A 19,206-nucleotide genomic window follows, 5' to 3' on the forward strand; every position below is an offset into this window, starting at 1 on the left:
TGTCTCTATTAAATTGATTGGTACATTTTTTTAACTACATTAATTCCAGTGGTTGACGCTTTCCAGCCAAACTCTTTCAATGCCTTGCTTGGATCAGCGCGACCGATCGCTAAATCTGTTGGGCGGAAGAGGCTTGGATCTTGAACTACATGATCCTTCCAGTTGAGGCCGGCCTGATCAAATGCTGCTTTTACAAAATCTTCCAAGGTAATTGTGGTGCCAGTAGCGATAACAAAGTCTTGTGGCTTTTCTTGTTGCAACATGAGCCACATTGCCTCTACATATTCTGGCGCCCATCCCCAATCTCTAGAGATATCTAGGCGACCTAAGCTGAGCTTATCTTGACTGCCTTCCGAGATTCGCTTAACTGAGTGAATAATTTTTTGCGTTACAAAACGCTCTGGACGCAATGGGGATTCGTGGTTAAACAAAATGCCCGTGCAAGCAAATAAGCCATAAGAATCACGATAGTTATTTACCAACCAATATGCCGAAGTTTTAGCAACCGCATAGGGGCTCATCGGATAGAAAGGAGTAGTTTCAGTTGCAGGCTCGCCCTTGGTATCACCAAAGCACTCTCCTGAACCAGCGTGATAGATCTTAATTTTCTTATCCATCATGCGACAACCCTCAAGAATATTGAGGGTACCCATCGTAATACTCTGAATCGTTTCTGCAGGCTGCTCAAAAGATAAGCCAACAGATGATTGTCCTGCGAGGTAGTAGATCTCATCAGGATTACTCTTTCGTAACGCCATCAAAACACTACGAAAATCTTCGAGCACCATAGAAAGATATTGAATACGATCTGCTATTCCTAATTTTTTCAAGTTACCGAAAGATGAGCCTTGCGCATCACGCGAAGTACCAAATACTTCATAACCTTTATCCAGGAGTAGCTTAGCTAAATAGCTGCCATCCTGACCGCTCACACCGCAAATGAGTGCAACACGTTTACCAGTGCCGCTTGAATTATTTGGTTGATTCATTGATTTAGTGACTAAGCTGTTTAGCGTCCGTAGTTATCTTCGAAACGGACAATATCGTCTTCACCCAAGTAACTACCAGACTGAACCTCGATGATCTCCAACAGAGTTTTTCCTGGATTGGCCAAGCGATGTGTTTGACCTTGCGGTATATAGGTGCTTTGATTCTCAGAGAGCAAAATGACTTTTTCACCATTGGTGATTTCAGCCGTTCCTTTGACCACAATCCAGTGCTCGGCACGATGGTGGTGCATCTGCAATGACAAGCTAGCACCAGGTTTTACCTGAATGCGCTTCACCTTAAAGCGCTCACCTTCATCCACGCTGTCATACCAACCCCAGGGCCTTGCTACCTTGCGATGAAGATTCTTCTCTTCACGCTTTTGTTTTTCTAGCTGATTAACGATATGTTTCACATCCTGGCTATTGGAGCGGTGTGCAACTAATACAGCATCGGCGGTTTCAATGATGACCAGATTATCTACGCCTACAGCGCTTACTAAACGACTGCTCGCATGTACCAAAGAGTTGCTCGCATCACTCAGTAAAGTATCGCCGGATGTGACGTTGCCTTGACCATCTTTTTTGCCTACCTGCCATACCGCATCCCAAGCGCCCAAGTCATTCCAACCCGCATTGAGTTCCACCATCTTGATGCTGAACTGAGTGGTTGTGTTGCCAGGACATTTTTCAATGACTGCGTAGTCAATTGATTCGCTAGGAATCGTTTTAAAGATGTCTTTATCGGGACGAACAAACTCAGTATCACCAGCGCGATCCACCTTACGCGCAACCCAAGCAGTCTCGGTAGCACCATAAATATCACTGCGAAATTCCTTCAAAGCGGCAAGCCAAGTACTGGCGCGCAACACAAACATGCCGCCATTCCAAAAGTAATTGCCGTTGTCTAAATAACTTTGCGCAGTCTTGGCATCAGGCTTTTCTACAAATTGCTCAACGGTGTATTCACCATGAGACCCTTGTTGGCCCATTTTCTTGATGTAGCCATAACCCGTTTCTGGGGCGCTTGCAGTAATGCCTAAGATGGCAATCGTCTTTGCGCTGGAATCCGCTTTGACAACTTCAACACATTCATTGAGTGCTTTAGTAAACGCCGCACCATTTTGTATTGTTTGATCTGCCGGTGTAATGACCAAGATTGGGTCAATGGGGTTGCCACTGCTATCTTTTTGCTCGCTAGCGTACATAGCGGCCAAGCTCAATGCCGGCGCAGTATTGCGTCCCTCAGGCTCAAGCAACAATGTTGCTTTAATGCCGGGCATTTCTCGTAATTGATCAAGCACCAAGAAGCGATGCTCTTCATTGGTCACAATTAGCGTTGGACCAACATCATTCTTAGAGAGCGTATTTAAACGCTCTACCGCCTGCTGAAATAAGCTCTTGCCGGAGTCATCACCAGATAACACTAAAAACTGCTTTGGAAATCCTGCGCGAGATAACGGCCATAGGCGTGTGCCAGACCCTCCACAAAGGATGACTGGGATAACGGTATTAGCTGACAGTTTGGTTAAGCTCATCAATTAGCAAAGCATTTATGCTTTTTGTAAATATCCAGTGATTTTAAAGGTTTTAAGCAGCTATTTTCATGAAACTAGGGGTTAACAATGGATTTAACTCTATTTAGCCCATGATTACCCCTGAACCCATAAAACTCACTAGAATTATCAGCAGCGCAAGATAGCGCTATTAAGCCCAAAGCCTAGATCTTCATGACGGTCCTTGGGGCTTAAATTCACAACTAAAACCACTTATTACGGAGTCAACCATGACATCAGGCAATATCCCAAAAATCAACTTACGCAACTCTTTGACTGAATGCGGCCAATCCATTCGTAAAGAAAATGCCGGCAAATACCAAAACTACGCTATTAAGGACTGCAAAGCCTCAATCGCAGCCGGCAGAATCAGCAAATAAAGACTTGTCTTGAGTTAGAGCTGCCTGTTATTTAGGCGGCCTATTGGGGTAAGGTTTACCGGTCAAATTACTGAAGACCGCCCCAACCAGTATTAATAACGCTGAATCCACCATTACCGGGAAAAAGGCATAGCGGTAGTGCGTTATGCCCCCCAAAACCGCAATTAAAGCCACTGCCGCTGCTGGTGGATGCAAGCAGCGCAGCATAAACATTCCCAAAATTGAGAGTGCAGCAGCCATTGGCAAAGCTAGCAAGGGGGTTGAAAACAGAATTGCACAACTCACCCCAACTAAGGCAGACAGAGTATTGCCAGCTATAACAGCCCAAGGCTGAGCCATTGGACTGCCAGGCAGAACGAAAACCAATAAAGCGCTTGCCCCCAATGAAGCCATCAACCATTCATCGATACCACTAAGCTCTCTAAGGTACATAGCGATAGTAATAACTAACATCAGCCCTATAAAAGCCCCGATGGCTGAACGGAAACGCTCATGCCAGGTAACCAGCGGTTGATCGCCACCCAAATAAAAGGAATAGCGCCTCGCCAGATTCCGAACGGTATTTTTCATTTCTTTACATTCACCCTTTTAATTCTGTAATTCATTAAATACTGCATTTCTACACTCTTGAGCACTTAAATGAGCTCTATTGCTTCTTTTAGCTTTGCCACTGTCGATACTAGTCCTGACCTCCCATAACTATCGAGCAATTCTTGCGCAGAGTATGGGGGATTTTTTAATCTTAAGCGTATATGCTTAATTGCCGTTAACGCTTGATAGGGAATGAGATCCAATTGATGGCAAATAAAGTCATCAGGATGAATTGCTTCAATATTGTATTGATCAAATACGTGACTTGGAAAATCTTTGACATTAAAGGTAACAATGCTATCAGCATGCCCAGCAATTGCAGCAGCTAAAACATGTCTGTCATCCATGTCAGGTAGATCAAGGGCCTCAATTAAAGATTGATACTTTTCTTTTTCTACTTCCCAGTCGGGAATAGCTACCCTCTGTCTATTGCACCTCTTAAGAACCTGCTCTGGCGTTAAATCAACTCTATCGAGAAGAAGGTTTCGAGTCCATTCTTCATCTATATCTTGAGACCATTTTGCAGTGAATAAACCCTCAATACAAAACTGCGCAAGGATATCGAACACATTGACTGGATACATGACATTTGCATCCAGTATTGCCGTGTATCTTGCCGTACCCGCCATCGATTTAGTAGCCTAAGTTTAATTCTTGAGCTTGATCAGCCATTTCTTGCATGGCAACCTCTCGCTCAAACCTCATCTTAGATTTGTATTCCAATAAATCCTCATACGCCACCCTTCTATGAGATCCCACCATAGTGAATCTGATTTTCTTATCCTTTAAAAGCTTGGTCAGAAATGGTCTAGAAACATTTAAGATTTGAGCAGCCTCAACGGTGGTTAACAAGTGGCCTTGAGGCACTAAAAAGATAGGCTTTTTCTCTGCCATAGAGCCAAGCACATTTGCTATTAAGCGCAACACTTTTGGCGGTAGCTCCAGAATGGGGGTATCCACTCCGATAGAAGTTTCTTTTTCAGTAAGCAATGCAATCTTATTTGCTTTTGAGTGATCAAGCGCCATCATCATGCATCTTGTAGCAGAGCGCACAAGCTCAGACTCTGAATCATTCAATATTGGCTCTTCAATATTTCTATCCAATGTTGCAGACATTTTTACTCCATACGTGAGGATATCTAGTTGCAATCTTTCTTTGAAGATCTGCACTTAGTGTAATGCAACTAATGTAATAAGTGAAACAAATGAAATAACTGTACTTAAAGCATAGTTTTTCAATATGGCTACAAGAAACAAGCCGGGACTACCCTTGTACGATAGCTCCCCTTAAATAAGGTCCTTTTTGGCAATAAAAATGACCGCCTAAGCGGTCATTTTTATTCATCGGAATACCGATTGGCTTTGAGAGCTTTGAATTAAGCCTTCTTAGCGTAAGCAGAGCACCAGCCCTTGGCTGAAACTTGCTTGCCCGCAAATAAGGCACAACCGCCAGCAGCTGCATCAGCTTTACCCTGGAACAAGGCGCAGCTGCTGCAATGCTGTCCAGCAGCGTACTTAGCGTACTTTGCTTTATCTACCTTGGAGGCATCAGCCTTATAGCCCAATGCAGCAGCTTGTGGATCAGTTTCTACAACCATAGCTTGAGCTTGAACTTTACCGTTCAAAGCCAATGTACAAGCACCAGCAGCAGACAAAATCATAAATTGGCGACGACTATTTTTCATGGATTCTCCAAAAAATAAAACAGCGAATGTTGTGCAATGACAATGCACCCTAAAAACTAAAGGTGATCATAGTGGAGAAGAATTAATCTATCCAGCTAGCATGTAAGTCCATGATTTATATGGAGATATAGATGAGAATTATTCTCAAATATTGCAATGCAAGATTGCCGGGAAAGATAAGACTTATTTCAACACCCAAAAAGAAACAAGTTACTTCGAAGAGAAGCTATTTCCAGCCCTTCAAATTCATGCAATTGATCCATTGCCTGATATGCACACCTGAGCCCGCTTCTGGGTAGTCTTCTTGGCAGTCCCTGAGGTCCTTGTTATAAGTCGCTTTATTATTCTTTGCAGGATCCTCATTTTCAGAAGGGAAACTGGAGCAAGCGATAAGCATCCCCAGCATGGAGATGATCCAGAAAGCTTGTGTTGCCCTGAATAATGCTTTTGTCATCTACTTCCCTTGCTGGCTAACTTCATGTAATTGCCATGATCTCCGCATGCGCGATTAAATGCGACAGCCGCTAAAGAATCTTTTGCACCCACTGCGCTGCTGGATTTTTCACTTTTCCCCTGAGCGGTCAGGGCATAAGTATTGCTTTGGCAATTTGCCGTAAATACATAATCCGCTTGCTTTGGAAAATCCCCATTTAACAAGTAAGAACTCAATCTCAGTTGGCGAATGTCTTTCTTGGCATCCACAATAGTGACTTCGTTATTAATCACTTCATAAAAAACTGGTGGCTTCGCATCGGTTGATTCGACAACTGCATCTTCCTTAGGAGGTGCTATCTGCTTATTAAGCTTTTCATCAAAAACTTCAACGGGCGCCTTCTTGGCAACCGGAGCTGGCAATGGGCTTTCTTGATATAAGAAATAATTGACGTTTTGGTCGTCAATAAATTTTCTGCCACATACTCGGGAGCGCATATAGGCCATAGCAGTTCTTGGGGCAATCTTGATCCAGCCAGAACCATTGACTGGCTTGGTGTCGCCTACTAGAGGCGCCTTGGAAACAATAGTATGGGTATAAAGAGTTTCTGACCACTGGTAATTAGCGAAGCAATCCATCTTCTGGCGATAAGGGCCAACGATAGTAGCGTTATACGGGGCTAAGGCATTTTTCTCCCTAGGAGAAAAGAATGCATCAAAAGTAACAATACCCTCTTCATCCTCGCTTAAGGTGTAGGGGTCATAAAACCAGACCTTAGACTGAGATTCCGCCAAAAGAATCCAAGTGCGATCCTCATAATCTTTTTGATTCAGCGCCGGAATATAAAAGAACGGTGATTCCACCTCTTCACTCATAGCCATCTGGTAATCCTGTCGCTGAGGGCCGACTGTACAGCCAACCAGCGAGACGATTAACAGAATGAGGAGTTTTTTCATTGGCCTATTTTCGGTCAATCAGAGCCAAGAACTCACGGCGCAAATTAGAGTCTTTTAAGAAAGCACCGCGCATCACGCTATTGATCATCTTGGAATCACGGTCTTTTACACCACGCCATTGCATGCAGAAGTGATCGGCATCCATCACAACAGCAACACCAATCGGTTTAATCTTTTTCTCGAGCATGTCAGCCAGCTCTACTACCGCCTCTTCCTGAATCTGTGGACGACACATTACCCACTCAGTTAAGCGTGAATACTTAGAAAGACCAATCAATGCAGAGTCTTTGCTTGGCAATACACCAATCCAAATGCGGCCCATGATGGGGCATAAATGGTGTGAACAGGCGCTGCGAACGGTAATAGGCCCAATAATCATGAGCTCATTTAAACGGCTCACATTCGGAAACTTCGTTAAAGTTGGCTGATCTACATAGCGGCCATTAAAGACCTCTTGAACATACATCTTTGCTACGCGACGACTGGTATTTTGAGTATTGTGATCATTCTCAGTATCAATCACGAGACTCTCTAGAACGGCCTGCATCTTCTCTGCAACCTCATCTACCAAACCCTCTAACTCACCTGGCTTAATAAACGCAGAAATATTGTCATTCGCATGAAAGCGTGCTTTTTGAGCCTCAATACGACGACGAATGACTACCGATAAAGGAGTTCCGCTTTCGTCTTTTGCTCTACTAGATTTAACGGTAGGCTTTGAGGCGGGGATTTTGCTAGCTATTTTTTTTGCAGACATATTCTTTATGGCTCGTTTTGGGGTTTACATAAACACCTTGGGTTAATCGGCATTTTTTAAAGCTTTCTTAAATCAACCACTCTTCCACTTGAAGATTGGCGATACGATGAAACTCACGTGCATTATTGGTTATTAAACTGCTAGATTCTGATAGGGCATGGGCAGCGATCATTAAATCCATACCGCCGATCGGTTGGCCAATTTTCTCAAGCTCAGAACGAATGTTGGCGTAATAGTGGGTTGCCTCTATTGGCCAGGGGCGAATTTCAAAACCATCTAGCCATGCTTCTATTGCGGCGCTAAAACGTGGCGCAGCTAATTTTGCCGCTCCAAACCTGAGCTCTGCAGCAACAATGGCTGACAACCACACCTCATCATGCTCCAGACCAGCGAAGCGCTCCAACATTTTTTGCGGATGACGACGCAATATATAGCTACAAATATTGGTATCTAAAGTTTTTTGTTTTTTGACCAATCTAAGCCCAATCGCGCTCTTGTGCTGGTAGGTCATCTCGATGCTCTAAAAAACTGTCCGGGAGGGGGTCAGTATGTTGATAAAAGGAATTGAGCCATTGCCCCAAATTGGGCGCCTTCTCATCATCTGCCGTTACCCAAAGCGCATTACCCACCTGCTCAATACGGACTTGCTTAGACTGAAAGCGTAACTTAGCAGGCAAGCGAATCGCTTGACTGCGCCCACTCATAAATAACTTAGCAATACTTGTCATTAGAGCCTCCGAATAGATGGGAATATATTGTGATATAGCAATGATATATCACATTAAAGAATAGGGCAAGCCGCCCCAATAACCCCTTAAATCTGAAAAAACAATGCCACTACACAAATCATGCCAAACAGCCAAACTGTGGAACGGGTAGTAGGCCAATCAGCGATATAGCAAATGAGATAAGCAACGCGTGCAAGCACAAAGCCCATTGCTAGCAGATCAATTCTGTCTTGTGGAGCATGAGCTACTGATGCAATGATGACAGCGGCAAAGAAAAAAGGGAGCGACTCAAATATATTGGCTTGAGCCGCATTGGCGCGCGCCCTAAAACCGGTTTGCTTGGCAAGCCATTGTCTTGGCATACCGTTGTCATAGCCTTCAAAGCCTTTTTTGGCGATACCGGCAGCAACATAGGGAAGTAGTCCCATAAAGAGAATGCACGCATAAGCAATATTCATGATGGCCTTGTGTAGTGTGAGGTTAGTAAAGCAGGTTTATTTTGGAGTCTTCTTGCTACCAATGCGGCTCTCAGTGCCATTGAGCAAATTTTGTATATTGCTACGATGGCGCCAAATGAGGAGTGCGCAAACGATCAGTAATGCAATGCCCATCGGCTGAAAGCCGAATAAGAAAACAAAATAGATTGGACCAAATATCGCAGCAGCTAAAGCTGCTAGAGATGAGTAACGCATGAACGCAGCGACAATAATCCAAGTACTCAGTGTGGCTAATCCCAAGATCCAGTTAATACCAAACAAAATACCGCAAGCGGTTGCCACACCTTTGCCACCCTTAAAGCCGTGGAATATCGGGAAGAGATGACCCAAGAACACCGCGATGACTACACCGCATAAGAGCCAGGAGCTCATGGTGGAGGTGAGGGATTCATCTCCAAGTAAAACTCGAGCCAGCATGACAGCAAAGTAGCCCTTTAGAGCATCACCAATCAGAGTTAGCACTGCGGCTAATTTATTGCCGGTGCGCAGCACATTGGTTGCCCCAGGATTGCCCGAACCATAAGAGTGAGGATCTGGTAAGCGCATGCATTTACTAACCACTACTGCAAAAGAAATAGAGCCTATTAAATAGGCAATCGGGATAAGCAAGAGATCTAAAGTAAGGTCCATACCACTATCTTAAACACTTATTAAAAGGCTCAGTAAACACCTTTTGTAGAGCGCTTCTAAGCACATTAAGTACAAATAGCCTTTAATGCAGTTACTCACAATTAAGGGTAATGCAGTTCATAGCTGGTGCTACGTCCTCCAGCATCCGATTTCGCTAGAGCGCCACGCTCTAGTAAATCGGTGATATCTCGTAATGCAGTATCTGGGGAGCATTTGGCAATAATTGCCCATTTGCTAGTAGTCAGCTTCCCATCAAAACCATCGAGTAGTTTATTGAGCAACTTGATTTGCCTCTCATTCATCGGCGTTCCAGACCAATGTTGCCAGAAATTGGTTTTGAACAGAGTTGTAGATAACGCAGCTTCAGCGACTTGAATTGCTGCTAGCAAACTGCTCAAAAACCAACTAAGCCATTGCGTTACATCCAGCGTTCCCTTTTGGGTTTTCTCAAGGAGCTCATAGTAATTTTTACGGTCACGTCCAATTTGAGCCGATAAGCTATAAAACCGCTGCGCCGAGCCGTCAGCACGGGCCAAAGCCATATCGCCAATTGCCCTTGCAATTCGACCATTACCATCATCAAACGGGTGTAGGGTCACAAACCAGAGGTGCGCTAGGCCCGCTTTAATGATTGGATCGTCTTGCTGGTCCACATTGAACCATAGCAAAAACTGTGTCATTTCTGGTATCAATAGTCTAGCTGGCGGCGCTTCGAAGTGAACCTTTTGGCGACTGATGGGGCCAGAGACAACCTGCATAGGGCCGAGAGCATCATCACGCCAAGCACCAACCAATATTTCAGATAAACCGCTATGCCCCGTTGGAAAGAGAGCAGCATGCCAGGCAAAGAGACGTTCCTGCGTTAAATTTTTTTGATGCAGATGCGTAGCATCGAGCACCATATCTACTACGCCATCAACGTAACGATCTGCTGGTGCTAAGGCTCCGATATCGATACCCAGTTTTCTCGCAATGGATGAGCGAACTGAGCTTGGATCAAGCATTTCGCCCTCGATCTCGCTTGTTTTAATGACATCTTCAGTGAGTACACGCAAGGATTCTTGATCGAGCATGTCAATGCCTATGTAGTGTAAGCGCCCCAACAGACGTCCCTGAGCTTGGTATACCTGAGTCAACAAGCCAGTGAGTTGCTTGAGGTCATATCCCCAATGAGGCCATTGGGGATCTTGCCAAATGTAGTTTTTAACTCCGCTATTCATGCGGAGATTATAAGTCGCAATCACCGCAAAATCCATTATTCCCCGCAATTATTGCGGATTAAATGAAGCTAATCACCGCATGGCTAAGATTTTTAAGAACCCCGCGGATGGTGCTGCTGATGAATCGATTTAAGCCTCTCCCTGGCCACATGGGTATAGATCTGGGTAGTGGAAATGTCTGCATGCCCCAAAAGCAGCTGTACCACCCTTAAATCAGCACCATAATTCAGCAAATGAGTGGCAAATGCATGGCGCAAGGTATGGGGTGACAGCGCCACTGGAATATTCGCCACTGTGGCATAGCGCTTAATCAATGCCCAGAATGCCTGGCGGGTTAAGCCTGTACCTGTATGGCGACCCACAAAAACCGCATCAGTCGTTTTACCTTCTAGCAAAGGAGTGCGGGCTTCTGCTAAATAGCGTCGTAACCACTGCCCTGCTTCACCGCCAAAGGGCACTAAGCGCTCTTTGCCGCCCTTGCCATTGACTACACGCACCACACCCTCATTTAAACCAAGGGCAACAGTCTTTAACGAAACAATCTCAGATACACGTAAGCCACTGGCATACATCAACTCCAACATGGTGCGATCACGCAGGCCTAATGGCGTTTCAATATCGGGAGCATTAAGTAAAGCAGTGACTTGATCTTCGCTTAACGTCTTCGGAAAACGGAGCGCTTGTTTAGCGGCACGTAATCCAATACAAGGATTGCTCTTGACCAAATTAATACGGAGTGCATGACGATAGAAGCGCTTGAAAACCGTTAAGCGCCGATTAGCAGTAGTAGCTTTATCAGCACGTCGATGCGCGATATAGGCTGTGAGATCTTTTTCTGTCACTCCGTACAGATCAGCTCCCGAGTCTTTATAGAGCCACTGGGCCAATAACAATAAGTCTCTGCGGTATGCGGACAGACTATTTTGAGCTAGACCGTCTTCTAGCCAGCAAGCATCGCAGAAGCGCTCAATGGCCTCTTGGCTTATTACGGAAATTGGGGGCGCATTTTTTGTCATCAAACTTTAGATGTAATGGGTATCCATAAATTATTGTTGATTTGGATATCTCCAGAGCATCTATCTTTGTCATTCTATCGGTTTGATGCTGCACGATAAGCCGCCTCAACAGCGCGCAGAATCGTTGCATGCAAAGTGCCTAGCTTGGGCGTGTTGCCATGCGGGCTTCTGTTGGGCACTTTAAAGTAGCGCTCAGACCACGGCAGATCCACAATCACCTTGAAATCAAACTTTGTATCGTATGCCAATCCAGCGAGCGCATAAGCGGCTGGATTCTTGGCCTGGGTTATTGCTACCTCACCAGCTTTTAGTCTGGTCAGTTTCTGGGATGTTCCGTACACCACGCTGACCTGATTGCCATCATCTCGATGCTCAACACTCAGGACAATAGCTGGCCTGGGTTTAGGTCCTGGTTCACTATTGGGAATTTCTGGAAACAAGCACCAAACGATATCGCCAGGTGCCGGCAACATCCAAGTCTGACTCATGTAAACAATACGTCGCGTGCAAGCAGTTTGCCTTTTGGTAAGCGGTTGGCTGCATCCTTGCGTAATGCCATGACTTGTTTTGCTGTCAACGGACCATCATCAGGAGCATAAGAAGGTAGGACATCAGTAGCAAATTTTGACAAGGCCATATGGATAACCTGTGTTTCATTTACATCAAGTTCCTTAGCAATTGCTTTAACCGTTGTTCGAGTCACGCCAAATTGGGTGTCTTTAGATCGAAATTTGACCAACAGGTTTTCGTTTGAAGCTCTCATCATGACACCTCATTATTTTATATATACAAAATATATACTATTTTTGGTGCAACTGCAAGCTTTGTACCCTTACTTCAGTAGGATTTAACTGAAATCAGCAATAAATTACGGACGCCTGACTTAACTGATTGCTTAATTCTGTTGGCCAAATAAAGCTCTTTTAAGCATTCCAATCACCCCTCCTGAGACTTCAAAGCCTCAGGAGAAAGTCTTAGGTTTGGTGTTGCCCCCCCAAAATGCTTTATTTAAATCAAAATAGTCCGAAGCATCATTAATTTCCCAAAACCTTCTCTCATCAAGCTCCGATTGAAATATAGGAATGGGCTTAAGTGTCTTCATTGTGCTCAAGGCTCTTTTTTAGTCACGGAAATTATTAAAGCCTAATGGCGCTTCAGTGACTTCTTTTTTAAGCAGGGCCATAGTTTCTTGCAAGTCATCACGCTTGGCACCAGTGACGCGTACTGCATCACCCTGAATACTAGCTTGCACTTTGAGCTTACTGTCTTTGATGATGCGGACTACTTTTTTAGCCAGATCTGAAGTAATACCCTTTTGGATCTTCATGGTCTGCTTGCGCTTATCACTGCCAATGGTTTCTGTTTTGTCATCTTTAAGATAACGCACGTCCACATTTCGCTTGGCCATTTTGCTAATCAACACATCACGCACTTGGCCTAATTTAAAGTCGTCGTCACCAAACAAGATTAAAGTTTCATCCTTTTGCTCTACACGGCTATCGGAGCCCTTAAAGTCAAAACGATTGGTAATTTCTTTATTAGATTGCTCAACAGCATTTTTGAGTTCAATCATGTCCGGCTCACAAACTACGTCAAATGTTGGCATTTTTACTCCCTATATTTTTTGGTAAATATTCAAGCAATCTTCATATTTTCTAGATATTTTGGAGACTTTTACAAGTTTTGCACCCAAAAAATATTCGCTAGATTCTTTTACGAATAAGATTGTGGCATGAACCGTGCTCAAAATGCGCCCCAAGTAGCAAATTCAATCCCGAATCTGGGCTTGAAGCGGCGCAACACCTTTGGCTTTGAGTCCAGCGCAGAATTGGCATATGAAATTACTTCTGCCGAGCAAATCCCGAGAGTCCTCTCAGATATTGCTGAGCAAAAACTAGCCTGGCGGGTTTTAGGTGGTGGTAGCAATGTCATTCTCCCGGCCAAGCTACCGGGGGCCACCCTTCTCATGAACATTGCCGGACAAGAAATTATTTCCAGCGATTCGAGCGCCACCCTTTTAGCTGTCGGTGGTGGCGTGAATTGGCATGAACTTGTTGCCTGGACGCTAGAAAATGATTTACCTGGCCTAGAGAACCTAGCACTCATCCCCGGAACCGTTGGGGCAGCGCCGATTCAAAATATTGGCGCCTACGGTGTTGAGATCGCAGATTACATCGATCGCATAGAAGCCTTTGACGCCAAAGACCAAGCCTTTGTCACCCTCGAAAAAGAAGCCTGCCACTTTGCTTATCGCGATAGCTACTTCAAGCAAAATCCCCAGCGCTTTATCGTGACAAAAGTCGTTTTTAGAATTCCCAAGACCTGGAATGCACGCATTCATTACGCCGACTTGGCTAAACATTTTGCCGAAAATTCCAATCCAAGCGCAGAAGATATTTTCTTGGCGGTTTGTAAGATTCGCACTCGTAAACTTCCGGACCCAAAAGTAATCGGGAATGCCGGCAGCTTCTTTCAGAACCCTATTGTTCCGAATGAGCAATATGAAACTCTCCACAAATCCCATCCCAATCTAGTCTCCTATCCTGATGCCCTAGGCAAACGTAAGCTCGCCGCTGGTTGGTTAATTGATCAATGCGGCTTCAAGGGTCAACACATGGGTTCAGTAGGCGTTTATGAAAACCAAGCGCTCGTATTAGTTAATCATGGCGGTGGGACTGCACAAGATATTTTGGGTCTTGCTAAATGCATACAAGACAAAGTACGCGTAGAATTTGGAGTCAGTTTACAGATTGAGCCAAATATTTTCTGAGCTAGATTTACAATTTATCTCACATTTGCTAGATCTAATAGTTCTGGATACTGCTTTAGCAATGCAGTCTTACCTTGGTTTAAGCGTCTTACCCAACCAGGACCACGTGAAATTGCATCAGTCCATGCCTGCCTCACTAAATCACCATTACCTCCGTCAAATAGCACTTTGAAAATTGCTGCAGCTTGACCCAAGTCCTTGTTTGCTTTTACACGCTCATTAATAGGGCGCTCCCCATAAACAATTAACTTATGTATTGCGCAACGCTCAGGGGCCGGGATATTCACAATACAAGCACCACCCCCCTTAGATAAGAGAACGGCCTGCGTGGTACTTACCAGGGAAAACTCCATAAATTTTAGACATTCCAGAGTCAGGCCCAATTCAGGCAATACTACCGGCCCACCACTTCTAGTTTGTGGAGTTACAAAATCTAGTCGCAATTCTGGGTCCTTAGGATTTCGATATTGTGCGCCTGTTTTTCCTGAAAACTCAGCAATTGGCAACAGCCCCATCTCCAGGGAATTTAAAGCATCGTGCACCGAGATTTTCACATTTGCACCTAGCGCAATTGAAACATTTTTTCCCGCATGGGAAAAATCTACATCCATTGTTGTATTAGATGATAACCATTTCACACCCAACATATTTCCCATGGCAAGAAATGCATGTGTCCCAATTAATATCCCGCCGGCACTAAAAAAACCATACTGCCGCAAACGATTCACTACGCGAAAGTGCTTAGTTAACGCAGACCCACAGCCAAGTACCTCCGCAGATTGTGCCAATCCTTTAATCCTACTTAAATAATCTCCCGTCTTCAAAGCTTGATATTTTTCAATGAGGTGAGTCACGCGCTGATCTTCAGGACCTACGTAAGCCATACGACCTACGCCATCAATATCACGATAGCCGTAATAAATATAGGCTTTACCTTTTTGAACCTGCTTGTGAAATGCACCCGGCAATTCTTTAAATTGATCAATATTTTGAATGCGTAATTGATCCTGCAGTTCGGCATAAGCCGTTTGAGCGGATAAGGAAAGTGGTTCATATAGCTTGGTACTCATGTTGTTATTATACAATAAATTATTTGTATAATAACCATTATCCTGCATGGCTTACAAGGTCATTTAGCCTGCTAATATAACCTTTTGTCCCTTATCTAGAACCATCATTTAATAAGGTTAAAGATTTTTGGATAAATCTAGATAAGCTCATTTTTAAGATAAAGGTCCTCATTGAGATATCCAGCGGTATTAACTAAAAATGGTCCCAAGATTCTGGTGACATTCATTGACATTCCAGAGGCGATTACTTTCGGAAGAAATAAATCTGACGCCCTAAAACATGCGGTTGATGCACTTCAAACAGCATTGTCATTTTATTTGGAAGCTCAACTGCCATTACCAAAGGCTAGCAGATTGAAGCGGGGGCAAAAATTAATCTGCGCTTGCAAATCACGTATTAATTTCCACCCCAAATACTAATAAAACCAAAAAAATTATGGCGCTTGTGCTGGACCCAGACTTGGCGCTTTAGTTGGAGCAGCAACCCCAACAAATATCACCATGCCATCACCACCAGGATTGGCATCATTTGGGTTTACATCATTAAAAGCGCTTGGCTTCCAATTATTCGCAGCCCAAACATTGCCGGCCATATCTGTATTTACTGAAGTCAATCGCATCAAGGGTAAGTAGGATGGGGGTGAGCCTGTTCCATATAAAGGTTGTCCAGAATTCAGTAGGACCTGGCTACCTGCAGATGGGAGGGTGTAGCCAGTGCTTGGAGTGATTGCCGATCCCATCGCTATACCTGTAGGGCAATTTGATGTTGCGCCACAGAGTTGTACGATGCTATAGCGTGCGCTAGGGGATGCAGTTCCAAAATTGGCAACCCAGACATTTCCCTTTGCATCTAATGAAATGCCCCATGGACCATTAATCCCTTGTCCTGTGTAAGTTCCGACAATCGCGCCACTTGAATTGATTGCATAAACAGTAGAAGTGGAGCCTGCTGCAACCCAAGCATTACCCAGTGAGTCTACGGCCACACCTTTTGGATTGCTGCCGCTTGGCAGTGTGACTGTAAATAATTTTGAGATTCCGCCATTGCTATAGCGCAACTTAGACACTGTATCTGACCCTGTGTAAGTAACCCACGCATATCCATCAGTAGTGATCGCTATGCCGAATGGCTCTGTATTGCTATCTACATAACTAACAGGATTAGTAGTCTGATTGGGATAAACAACAACTGCATTGTTACCGTAACTCGCCATCCAAATATTATTAGATTGATCGACTGCAGTGCCCTGCACTCTTAATAGTCCAGAGGTATATCCAACAGCAGGAGAGATGGGAACACCAAGTGAGGACAGCTTAGCTACCGCCCCACTAGCTGGAAGATTATTTCCCCAACCAAAACTACCCGACCAAATATATCCAAGCTTATCAATTGCCACTCCGAAGCCAGAGCCTAAGATGCCGCCGCCAGCAATAGGTGTTGTTGGGGTCGAAGTAGATCCATTAGCCGGCTGACCATTTGGCTTGAGAACCACTAAACAATTTGTAGAGTTTGGTGTTCCCTGAATGACATTGTTATTAATCCACGCATAACCATTGACATCAAATGCCAGATTAGCTGGGCCGCCAAAAGGGCAGGCACTGCTACCGGTGTTATTAACCTTGACCGCTATTGTCCAGGCATCGAGTTTTTGGAGTGGTGCAGATGAATTAGGCCCCTGGTTAGCAGTAAGCGCTGGCGTATAGCTTGTCACCACACTCCCTAAGTTATAGATGCTGCTGACATTGACTGCAGGATTTAAAGCGATGTTTACAATCGCTTGCAATGTATTCGTAGGTGTAATGCCATTTGTAGAAGGAGTTAGGGCAAATAAATTCGTGCATGCATTTGCGATGCCTTGAGTGCATCCCGCCAAGACATTAGCCAAAGTACCAAGCGCACTCCAGGTATTGGTTTCATAACCGTTAGGCGAAGTCTGAATGACTTTAGATGCAGAGCCAGATTCTGCAGAAACTAAATTTTCAGCCATGCCCGCAGCAATACTTAATGGTAGAGCACTCCCGGCTACCGAATAGTCATCACGAAATAATTGCGCAAAGGCATAAGCGGATGCCACGGTAGTGAGCTCATTAATGCGTACTGCAGATAACGGCCCCGTCCCTAAGCTTGCCATTAACTGGATGCTTGGAGATTTGCTAGCTACCGCATAGTAGGTAATGGGATTGCTGCTTGTATTTGCGGAATTACTGGGAACCTTGACAGAAAAATTACCAGCGCTATCCGATGTTGCCTGGGTAACAACAGATGGTGTTCCAGACTGAATTTGGTAAATCGTAACTGTGGCGCCCCCAATAGCAACTGGTGTTGATCCTCCACCTGAACTCACTACACCATTAATGACAGTGCTGTTACCGGAACCACTGCTTGGACAACCCGTCAGCATTGCAATCAAGAATGATGTACACGTTAATGCAATCAACCTTAAGATTAGTCGCTGCATATTATTTTTGTTCCGCTGGATTTACTTCTGAAAATTCTACATCTACCTGCCCTTCGGCTAGACGTATTTGATAACTATTACTTACGTTCAACTCAGATGGTTTACGAATGGCGTGCAGCCCTTCTTTTTCTTTACTCAGGATCACCGCATAGCCACGCTCTAGTGTTCTCTGTGGGTTCAACATTTCTAACTGGGATTGATAGTGCGATTGATTGCGCTTCCAATTTTCCATACGTACAGACCAGGCTTGGTTAAGGCGTTGCTGCCACCCTTGAATTTGCTCGCGCATGCGATCGGGATTAGGCAATGCATGACTCAAGCGAAGTGCTAATTGATCTAGCGTTTGTGCCTCGCGCTCAACTCGTTGGTTAATGCGCTGGAGCAGCGCTTGCATGATGGCATCTAGCTCTTGCAGCATTTGATCTCGGCGTGGTGCCGCTAGCTCTGCCGCGCCCGTCGGAGTTGGGGCCCGTAAGTCTGCAACAAAATCCGTAATCGTGAAATCGGTTTCATGTCCAACACCACTCACTACTGGTATTGATGAGTCTGCAATCGCATAAGCCAGTTGTTCATCATTAAATGCCCACAGATCTTCAATGCTGCCTCCACCGCGTACTAACAAAATCACATCTACTGCTTTTTCTTTTTCGGCAGCTTTAAGTGCGGCAATCATTCCGGCGGGTGCATCAGGGCCTTGAACCAAGGTTGGATAAATCACAATCGGAATATGCGGCGCTCTTCTCGCTAAAGTACTCAGCACATCTTTGAGTGCTGCTGCTTGCGGTGATGTGATGATGCCGATTGATCGCGGATGCGTTGGTATCTCGCGTTTGCGCTCATCATCAAACAAGCCTTCTTTGGCGAGTTTGGCCTTCAACTTTAAGAAGGCTTCATATAGACCGCCCATGCCAGCGCGTCGCAAAGTCTGAATCGTGAGCTGAATATCCCCACGAGGAACATACATTCCTAAGCTAGCGCTAACTTCCACCAAATCCCCCGATTGCGGCATGAACCCAACCTGGCCGTTGCGACCACGGAACATGACGCAACGGATCTGACCTTCCGCGTCTTTTAACGAGAAATACCAATGCCCACTGTCATAAGCCTTGAAGTTGGAAATCTCCCCGCTCACCCAGACAGTATCGAAACGGTCCTCTAAAGAGGCAGCAATGGCGCGGTTTAGATCGCCAACACTCAGAATTTCCCTTGATATTTCCGACATTTTTTCTCTTTAATCTCACAACTATCTGGCTTAGGCGCCAATAAATATCCACAGATACAGATTCACTCTAGGTTTAATCCTCATAAGTAAGTAATTACTGACCCAAAACGTCTCATAAATCCAACATCTAAAATACAAGCTATTGATTTATATAGGAATTAATTAGACTAATAAATTCGCTTTGAACCAATATAAAACCGTGTCAATGATCAATCAAGGACTTACAGAGCAAACTCAAAAAAGTTTTGCA

Annotated in this window: 24 protein-coding genes; 2 read left to right on the forward strand and 22 right to left on the reverse strand. The window is 44.6% G+C overall.

All coding sequences use genetic code 11. From position 1 onward, the window contains the following. Positions 1-8 precede the first annotated feature (8 nt). Positions 9-989 (reverse strand): GDP-mannose 4,6-dehydratase, encoded by a 981-nt coding sequence (locus VC182_RS05765; RefSeq protein WP_323484785.1) that lies wholly within the window; start codon positions 987-989, stop codon positions 9-11. Between the two features lie 20 nt (positions 990-1,009). Then, entirely contained in the window at positions 1,010-2,524 is a 1,515-nt protein-coding gene (locus VC182_RS05770) for a mannose-1-phosphate guanylyltransferase/mannose-6-phosphate isomerase (protein WP_323484786.1), read from the reverse strand. 248 nt (positions 2,525-2,772) lie between these two features. Here VC182_RS05770 and VC182_RS05775 point away from each other — a divergent pair, with 248 nt between their 5' ends. Continuing rightward, positions 2,773-2,922: a hypothetical protein gene (locus VC182_RS05775; protein WP_323484787.1), complete on the forward strand. Its 150-nt coding sequence runs from the start codon at positions 2,773-2,775 to the stop codon at positions 2,920-2,922. A gap of 27 nt (positions 2,923-2,949) precedes the next feature. Here VC182_RS05775 and VC182_RS05780 read toward each other — a convergent pair whose 3' ends face one another. The 17 genes from VC182_RS05780 to VC182_RS05855 all read right to left on the reverse strand — a co-directional run bounded on the left by VC182_RS05780 (position 2,950) and on the right by VC182_RS05855 (position 13,041). Next, positions 2,950-3,492: an HPP family protein gene (locus VC182_RS05780; RefSeq protein WP_323484788.1), complete on the reverse strand. Its 543-nt coding sequence runs from the start codon at positions 3,490-3,492 to the stop codon at positions 2,950-2,952. Positions 3,493-3,557: 65 nt separating this feature from the next. Further along, positions 3,558-4,142: a PIN domain-containing protein gene (locus VC182_RS05785; protein WP_323484789.1), complete on the reverse strand. Its 585-nt coding sequence runs from the start codon at positions 4,140-4,142 to the stop codon at positions 3,558-3,560. A gap of 4 nt (positions 4,143-4,146) precedes the next feature. Then, entirely contained in the window at positions 4,147-4,629 is a 483-nt protein-coding gene (locus tag VC182_RS05790) for a helix-turn-helix domain-containing protein (RefSeq protein ID WP_072583274.1), read from the reverse strand. A 260-nt stretch (positions 4,630-4,889) separates the two neighbouring features. After that, entirely contained in the window at positions 4,890-5,198 is a 309-nt protein-coding gene (locus tag VC182_RS05795; RefSeq protein ID WP_323484790.1) for a high-potential iron-sulfur protein, read from the reverse strand. A gap of 226 nt (positions 5,199-5,424) precedes the next feature. Further along, positions 5,425-5,652 carry a hypothetical protein gene (locus VC182_RS05800; RefSeq protein ID WP_072583276.1) on the reverse strand — a complete coding sequence of 76 codons (228 nt, stop codon included), beginning with the start codon at positions 5,650-5,652 and terminating at the stop codon, positions 5,425-5,427. Next, positions 5,649-6,587: a hypothetical protein gene (locus tag VC182_RS05805; protein WP_323484791.1), complete on the reverse strand. Its 939-nt coding sequence runs from the start codon at positions 6,585-6,587 to the stop codon at positions 5,649-5,651. The genes VC182_RS05800 and VC182_RS05805 overlap by 4 nt, the downstream gene beginning before the upstream one ends. A gap of 4 nt (positions 6,588-6,591) precedes the next feature. Then, positions 6,592-7,344, reverse strand: a complete 753-nt coding sequence (folE, locus tag VC182_RS05810) for a GTP cyclohydrolase I (RefSeq protein WP_323484792.1) — start codon at positions 7,342-7,344, stop codon at positions 6,592-6,594. 67 nt (positions 7,345-7,411) lie between these two features. Further along, positions 7,412-7,855 carry a type II toxin-antitoxin system VapC family toxin gene (locus VC182_RS05815; RefSeq protein WP_323484793.1) on the reverse strand — a complete coding sequence of 148 codons (444 nt, stop codon included), beginning with the start codon at positions 7,853-7,855 and terminating at the stop codon, positions 7,412-7,414. Continuing rightward, positions 7,821-8,072, reverse strand: a complete 252-nt coding sequence (locus VC182_RS05820) for an AbrB/MazE/SpoVT family DNA-binding domain-containing protein (protein WP_323484794.1) — start codon at positions 8,070-8,072, stop codon at positions 7,821-7,823. Before VC182_RS05820 ends, VC182_RS05815 begins: the two co-directional genes overlap by 35 nt. A gap of 86 nt (positions 8,073-8,158) precedes the next feature. Next, positions 8,159-8,530 carry an MAPEG family protein gene (locus VC182_RS05825; RefSeq protein ID WP_323484795.1) on the reverse strand — a complete coding sequence of 124 codons (372 nt, stop codon included), beginning with the start codon at positions 8,528-8,530 and terminating at the stop codon, positions 8,159-8,161. A gap of 36 nt (positions 8,531-8,566) precedes the next feature. After that, the gene (gene plsY / locus VC182_RS05830) at positions 8,567-9,199 is read right to left on the reverse strand and encodes a glycerol-3-phosphate 1-O-acyltransferase PlsY (protein WP_323484796.1); all 633 of its coding nucleotides are present in this window, start codon (positions 9,197-9,199) and stop codon (positions 8,567-8,569) included. A 101-nt stretch (positions 9,200-9,300) separates the two neighbouring features. Continuing rightward, the gene (locus tag VC182_RS05835) at positions 9,301-10,419 is read right to left on the reverse strand and encodes a Fic family protein (protein ID WP_323484797.1); all 1,119 of its coding nucleotides are present in this window, start codon (positions 10,417-10,419) and stop codon (positions 9,301-9,303) included. Positions 10,420-10,511: 92 nt separating this feature from the next. Next, on the reverse strand, positions 10,512-11,435 hold the full coding sequence (xerD, locus tag VC182_RS05840; protein ID WP_323484798.1) for a site-specific tyrosine recombinase XerD: 924 nt from the start codon (positions 11,433-11,435) through the stop codon (positions 10,512-10,514). A 74-nt stretch (positions 11,436-11,509) separates the two neighbouring features. Then, positions 11,510-11,923 carry a type II toxin-antitoxin system PemK/MazF family toxin gene (locus VC182_RS05845; protein WP_323484799.1) on the reverse strand — a complete coding sequence of 138 codons (414 nt, stop codon included), beginning with the start codon at positions 11,921-11,923 and terminating at the stop codon, positions 11,510-11,512. After that, complete coding sequence (locus VC182_RS05850; protein WP_323484800.1) at positions 11,920-12,201, reverse strand: hypothetical protein; 282 nt, start codon at positions 12,199-12,201, stop codon at positions 11,920-11,922. Before VC182_RS05850 ends, VC182_RS05845 begins: the two co-directional genes overlap by 4 nt. Positions 12,202-12,396: 195 nt before the next feature. Then, positions 12,397-12,537: a CopG family antitoxin gene (locus VC182_RS11570; protein ID WP_416350578.1), complete on the reverse strand. Its 141-nt coding sequence runs from the start codon at positions 12,535-12,537 to the stop codon at positions 12,397-12,399. 18 nt (positions 12,538-12,555) lie between these two features. Beyond that, entirely contained in the window at positions 12,556-13,041 is a 486-nt protein-coding gene (locus VC182_RS05855; protein ID WP_072583283.1) for a YajQ family cyclic di-GMP-binding protein, read from the reverse strand. A gap of 126 nt (positions 13,042-13,167) precedes the next feature. On the opposite strand from VC182_RS05855, the gene murB reads away from it, so the two are divergent. Continuing rightward, the gene (gene murB / locus VC182_RS05860; RefSeq protein ID WP_323484801.1) at positions 13,168-14,205 is read left to right on the forward strand and encodes a UDP-N-acetylmuramate dehydrogenase; all 1,038 of its coding nucleotides are present in this window, start codon (positions 13,168-13,170) and stop codon (positions 14,203-14,205) included. A gap of 14 nt (positions 14,206-14,219) precedes the next feature. On the opposite strand, the gene VC182_RS05865 is transcribed toward murB, so the two are convergent. The 3 genes from VC182_RS05865 to xseA form a co-directional block, all read right to left on the reverse strand. After that, entirely contained in the window at positions 14,220-15,275 is a 1,056-nt protein-coding gene (locus tag VC182_RS05865) for a nucleotidyltransferase domain-containing protein (protein ID WP_323484802.1), read from the reverse strand. A gap of 434 nt (positions 15,276-15,709) precedes the next feature. Then, positions 15,710-17,734, reverse strand: a complete 2,025-nt coding sequence (locus tag VC182_RS05870; protein ID WP_323484803.1) for a hypothetical protein — start codon at positions 17,732-17,734, stop codon at positions 15,710-15,712. Position 17,735: 1 nt separating this feature from the next. Then, complete coding sequence (xseA, locus tag VC182_RS05875) at positions 17,736-18,956, reverse strand: exodeoxyribonuclease VII large subunit (protein ID WP_323484804.1); 1,221 nt, start codon at positions 18,954-18,956, stop codon at positions 17,736-17,738. Between the last annotated feature and the right edge of the window lie 250 nt (positions 18,957-19,206).

The organism is Polynucleobacter sp. AP-Nickl1-40-C4 (assembly GCF_035012665.1).
Classification (GTDB): domain Bacteria; phylum Pseudomonadota; class Gammaproteobacteria; order Burkholderiales; family Burkholderiaceae; genus Polynucleobacter.

Excerpts from the sequence above, each read along its gene's own strand:
- VC182_RS05765 (WP_323484785.1), bottom strand. The coding sequence starts at position 989 with ATGAATCAACCAAATAATTCAAGCGGCACTGGTAAACGTGTTGCACTC.
- VC182_RS05770 (WP_323484786.1), bottom strand. The coding sequence starts at position 2,524 with ATGAGCTTAACCAAACTGTCAGCTAATACCGTTATCCCAGTCATCCTT.
- VC182_RS05775 (WP_323484787.1), top strand. The coding sequence starts at position 2,773 with ATGACATCAGGCAATATCCCAAAAATCAACTTACGCAACTCTTTGACT.
- VC182_RS05780 (WP_323484788.1), bottom strand. The coding sequence starts at position 3,492 with ATGAAAAATACCGTTCGGAATCTGGCGAGGCGCTATTCCTTTTATTTG.
- VC182_RS05785 (WP_323484789.1), bottom strand. The coding sequence starts at position 4,142 with ATGGCGGGTACGGCAAGATACACGGCAATACTGGATGCAAATGTCATG.
- VC182_RS05790 (WP_072583274.1), bottom strand. The coding sequence starts at position 4,629 with ATGTCTGCAACATTGGATAGAAATATTGAAGAGCCAATATTGAATGAT.
- VC182_RS05795 (WP_323484790.1), bottom strand. The coding sequence starts at position 5,198 with ATGAAAAATAGTCGTCGCCAATTTATGATTTTGTCTGCTGCTGGTGCT.
- VC182_RS05800 (WP_072583276.1), bottom strand. The coding sequence starts at position 5,652 with ATGACAAAAGCATTATTCAGGGCAACACAAGCTTTCTGGATCATCTCC.
- VC182_RS05805 (WP_323484791.1), bottom strand. The coding sequence starts at position 6,587 with ATGAAAAAACTCCTCATTCTGTTAATCGTCTCGCTGGTTGGCTGTACA.
- folE (WP_323484792.1), bottom strand. The coding sequence starts at position 7,344 with ATGTCTGCAAAAAAAATAGCTAGCAAAATCCCCGCCTCAAAGCCTACC.
- VC182_RS05815 (WP_323484793.1), bottom strand. The coding sequence starts at position 7,855 with ATGACCTACCAGCACAAGAGCGCGATTGGGCTTAGATTGGTCAAAAAA.
- VC182_RS05820 (WP_323484794.1), bottom strand. The coding sequence starts at position 8,072 with ATGACAAGTATTGCTAAGTTATTTATGAGTGGGCGCAGTCAAGCGATT.
- VC182_RS05825 (WP_323484795.1), bottom strand. The coding sequence starts at position 8,530 with ATGAATATTGCTTATGCGTGCATTCTCTTTATGGGACTACTTCCCTAT.
- plsY (WP_323484796.1), bottom strand. The coding sequence starts at position 9,199 with ATGGACCTTACTTTAGATCTCTTGCTTATCCCGATTGCCTATTTAATA.
- VC182_RS05835 (WP_323484797.1), bottom strand. The coding sequence starts at position 10,419 with ATGAATAGCGGAGTTAAAAACTACATTTGGCAAGATCCCCAATGGCCT.
- xerD (WP_323484798.1), bottom strand. The coding sequence starts at position 11,435 with ATGACAAAAAATGCGCCCCCAATTTCCGTAATAAGCCAAGAGGCCATT.
- VC182_RS05845 (WP_323484799.1), bottom strand. The coding sequence starts at position 11,923 with ATGAGTCAGACTTGGATGTTGCCGGCACCTGGCGATATCGTTTGGTGC.
- VC182_RS05850 (WP_323484800.1), bottom strand. The coding sequence starts at position 12,201 with ATGATGAGAGCTTCAAACGAAAACCTGTTGGTCAAATTTCGATCTAAA.
- VC182_RS11570 (WP_416350578.1), bottom strand. The coding sequence starts at position 12,537 with ATGAAGACACTTAAGCCCATTCCTATATTTCAATCGGAGCTTGATGAG.
- VC182_RS05855 (WP_072583283.1), bottom strand. The coding sequence starts at position 13,041 with ATGCCAACATTTGACGTAGTTTGTGAGCCGGACATGATTGAACTCAAA.
- murB (WP_323484801.1), top strand. The coding sequence starts at position 13,168 with ATGAACCGTGCTCAAAATGCGCCCCAAGTAGCAAATTCAATCCCGAAT.
- VC182_RS05865 (WP_323484802.1), bottom strand. The coding sequence starts at position 15,275 with ATGAGTACCAAGCTATATGAACCACTTTCCTTATCCGCTCAAACGGCT.
- VC182_RS05870 (WP_323484803.1), bottom strand. The coding sequence starts at position 17,734 with ATGCAGCGACTAATCTTAAGGTTGATTGCATTAACGTGTACATCATTC.
- xseA (WP_323484804.1), bottom strand. The coding sequence starts at position 18,956 with ATGTCGGAAATATCAAGGGAAATTCTGAGTGTTGGCGATCTAAACCGC.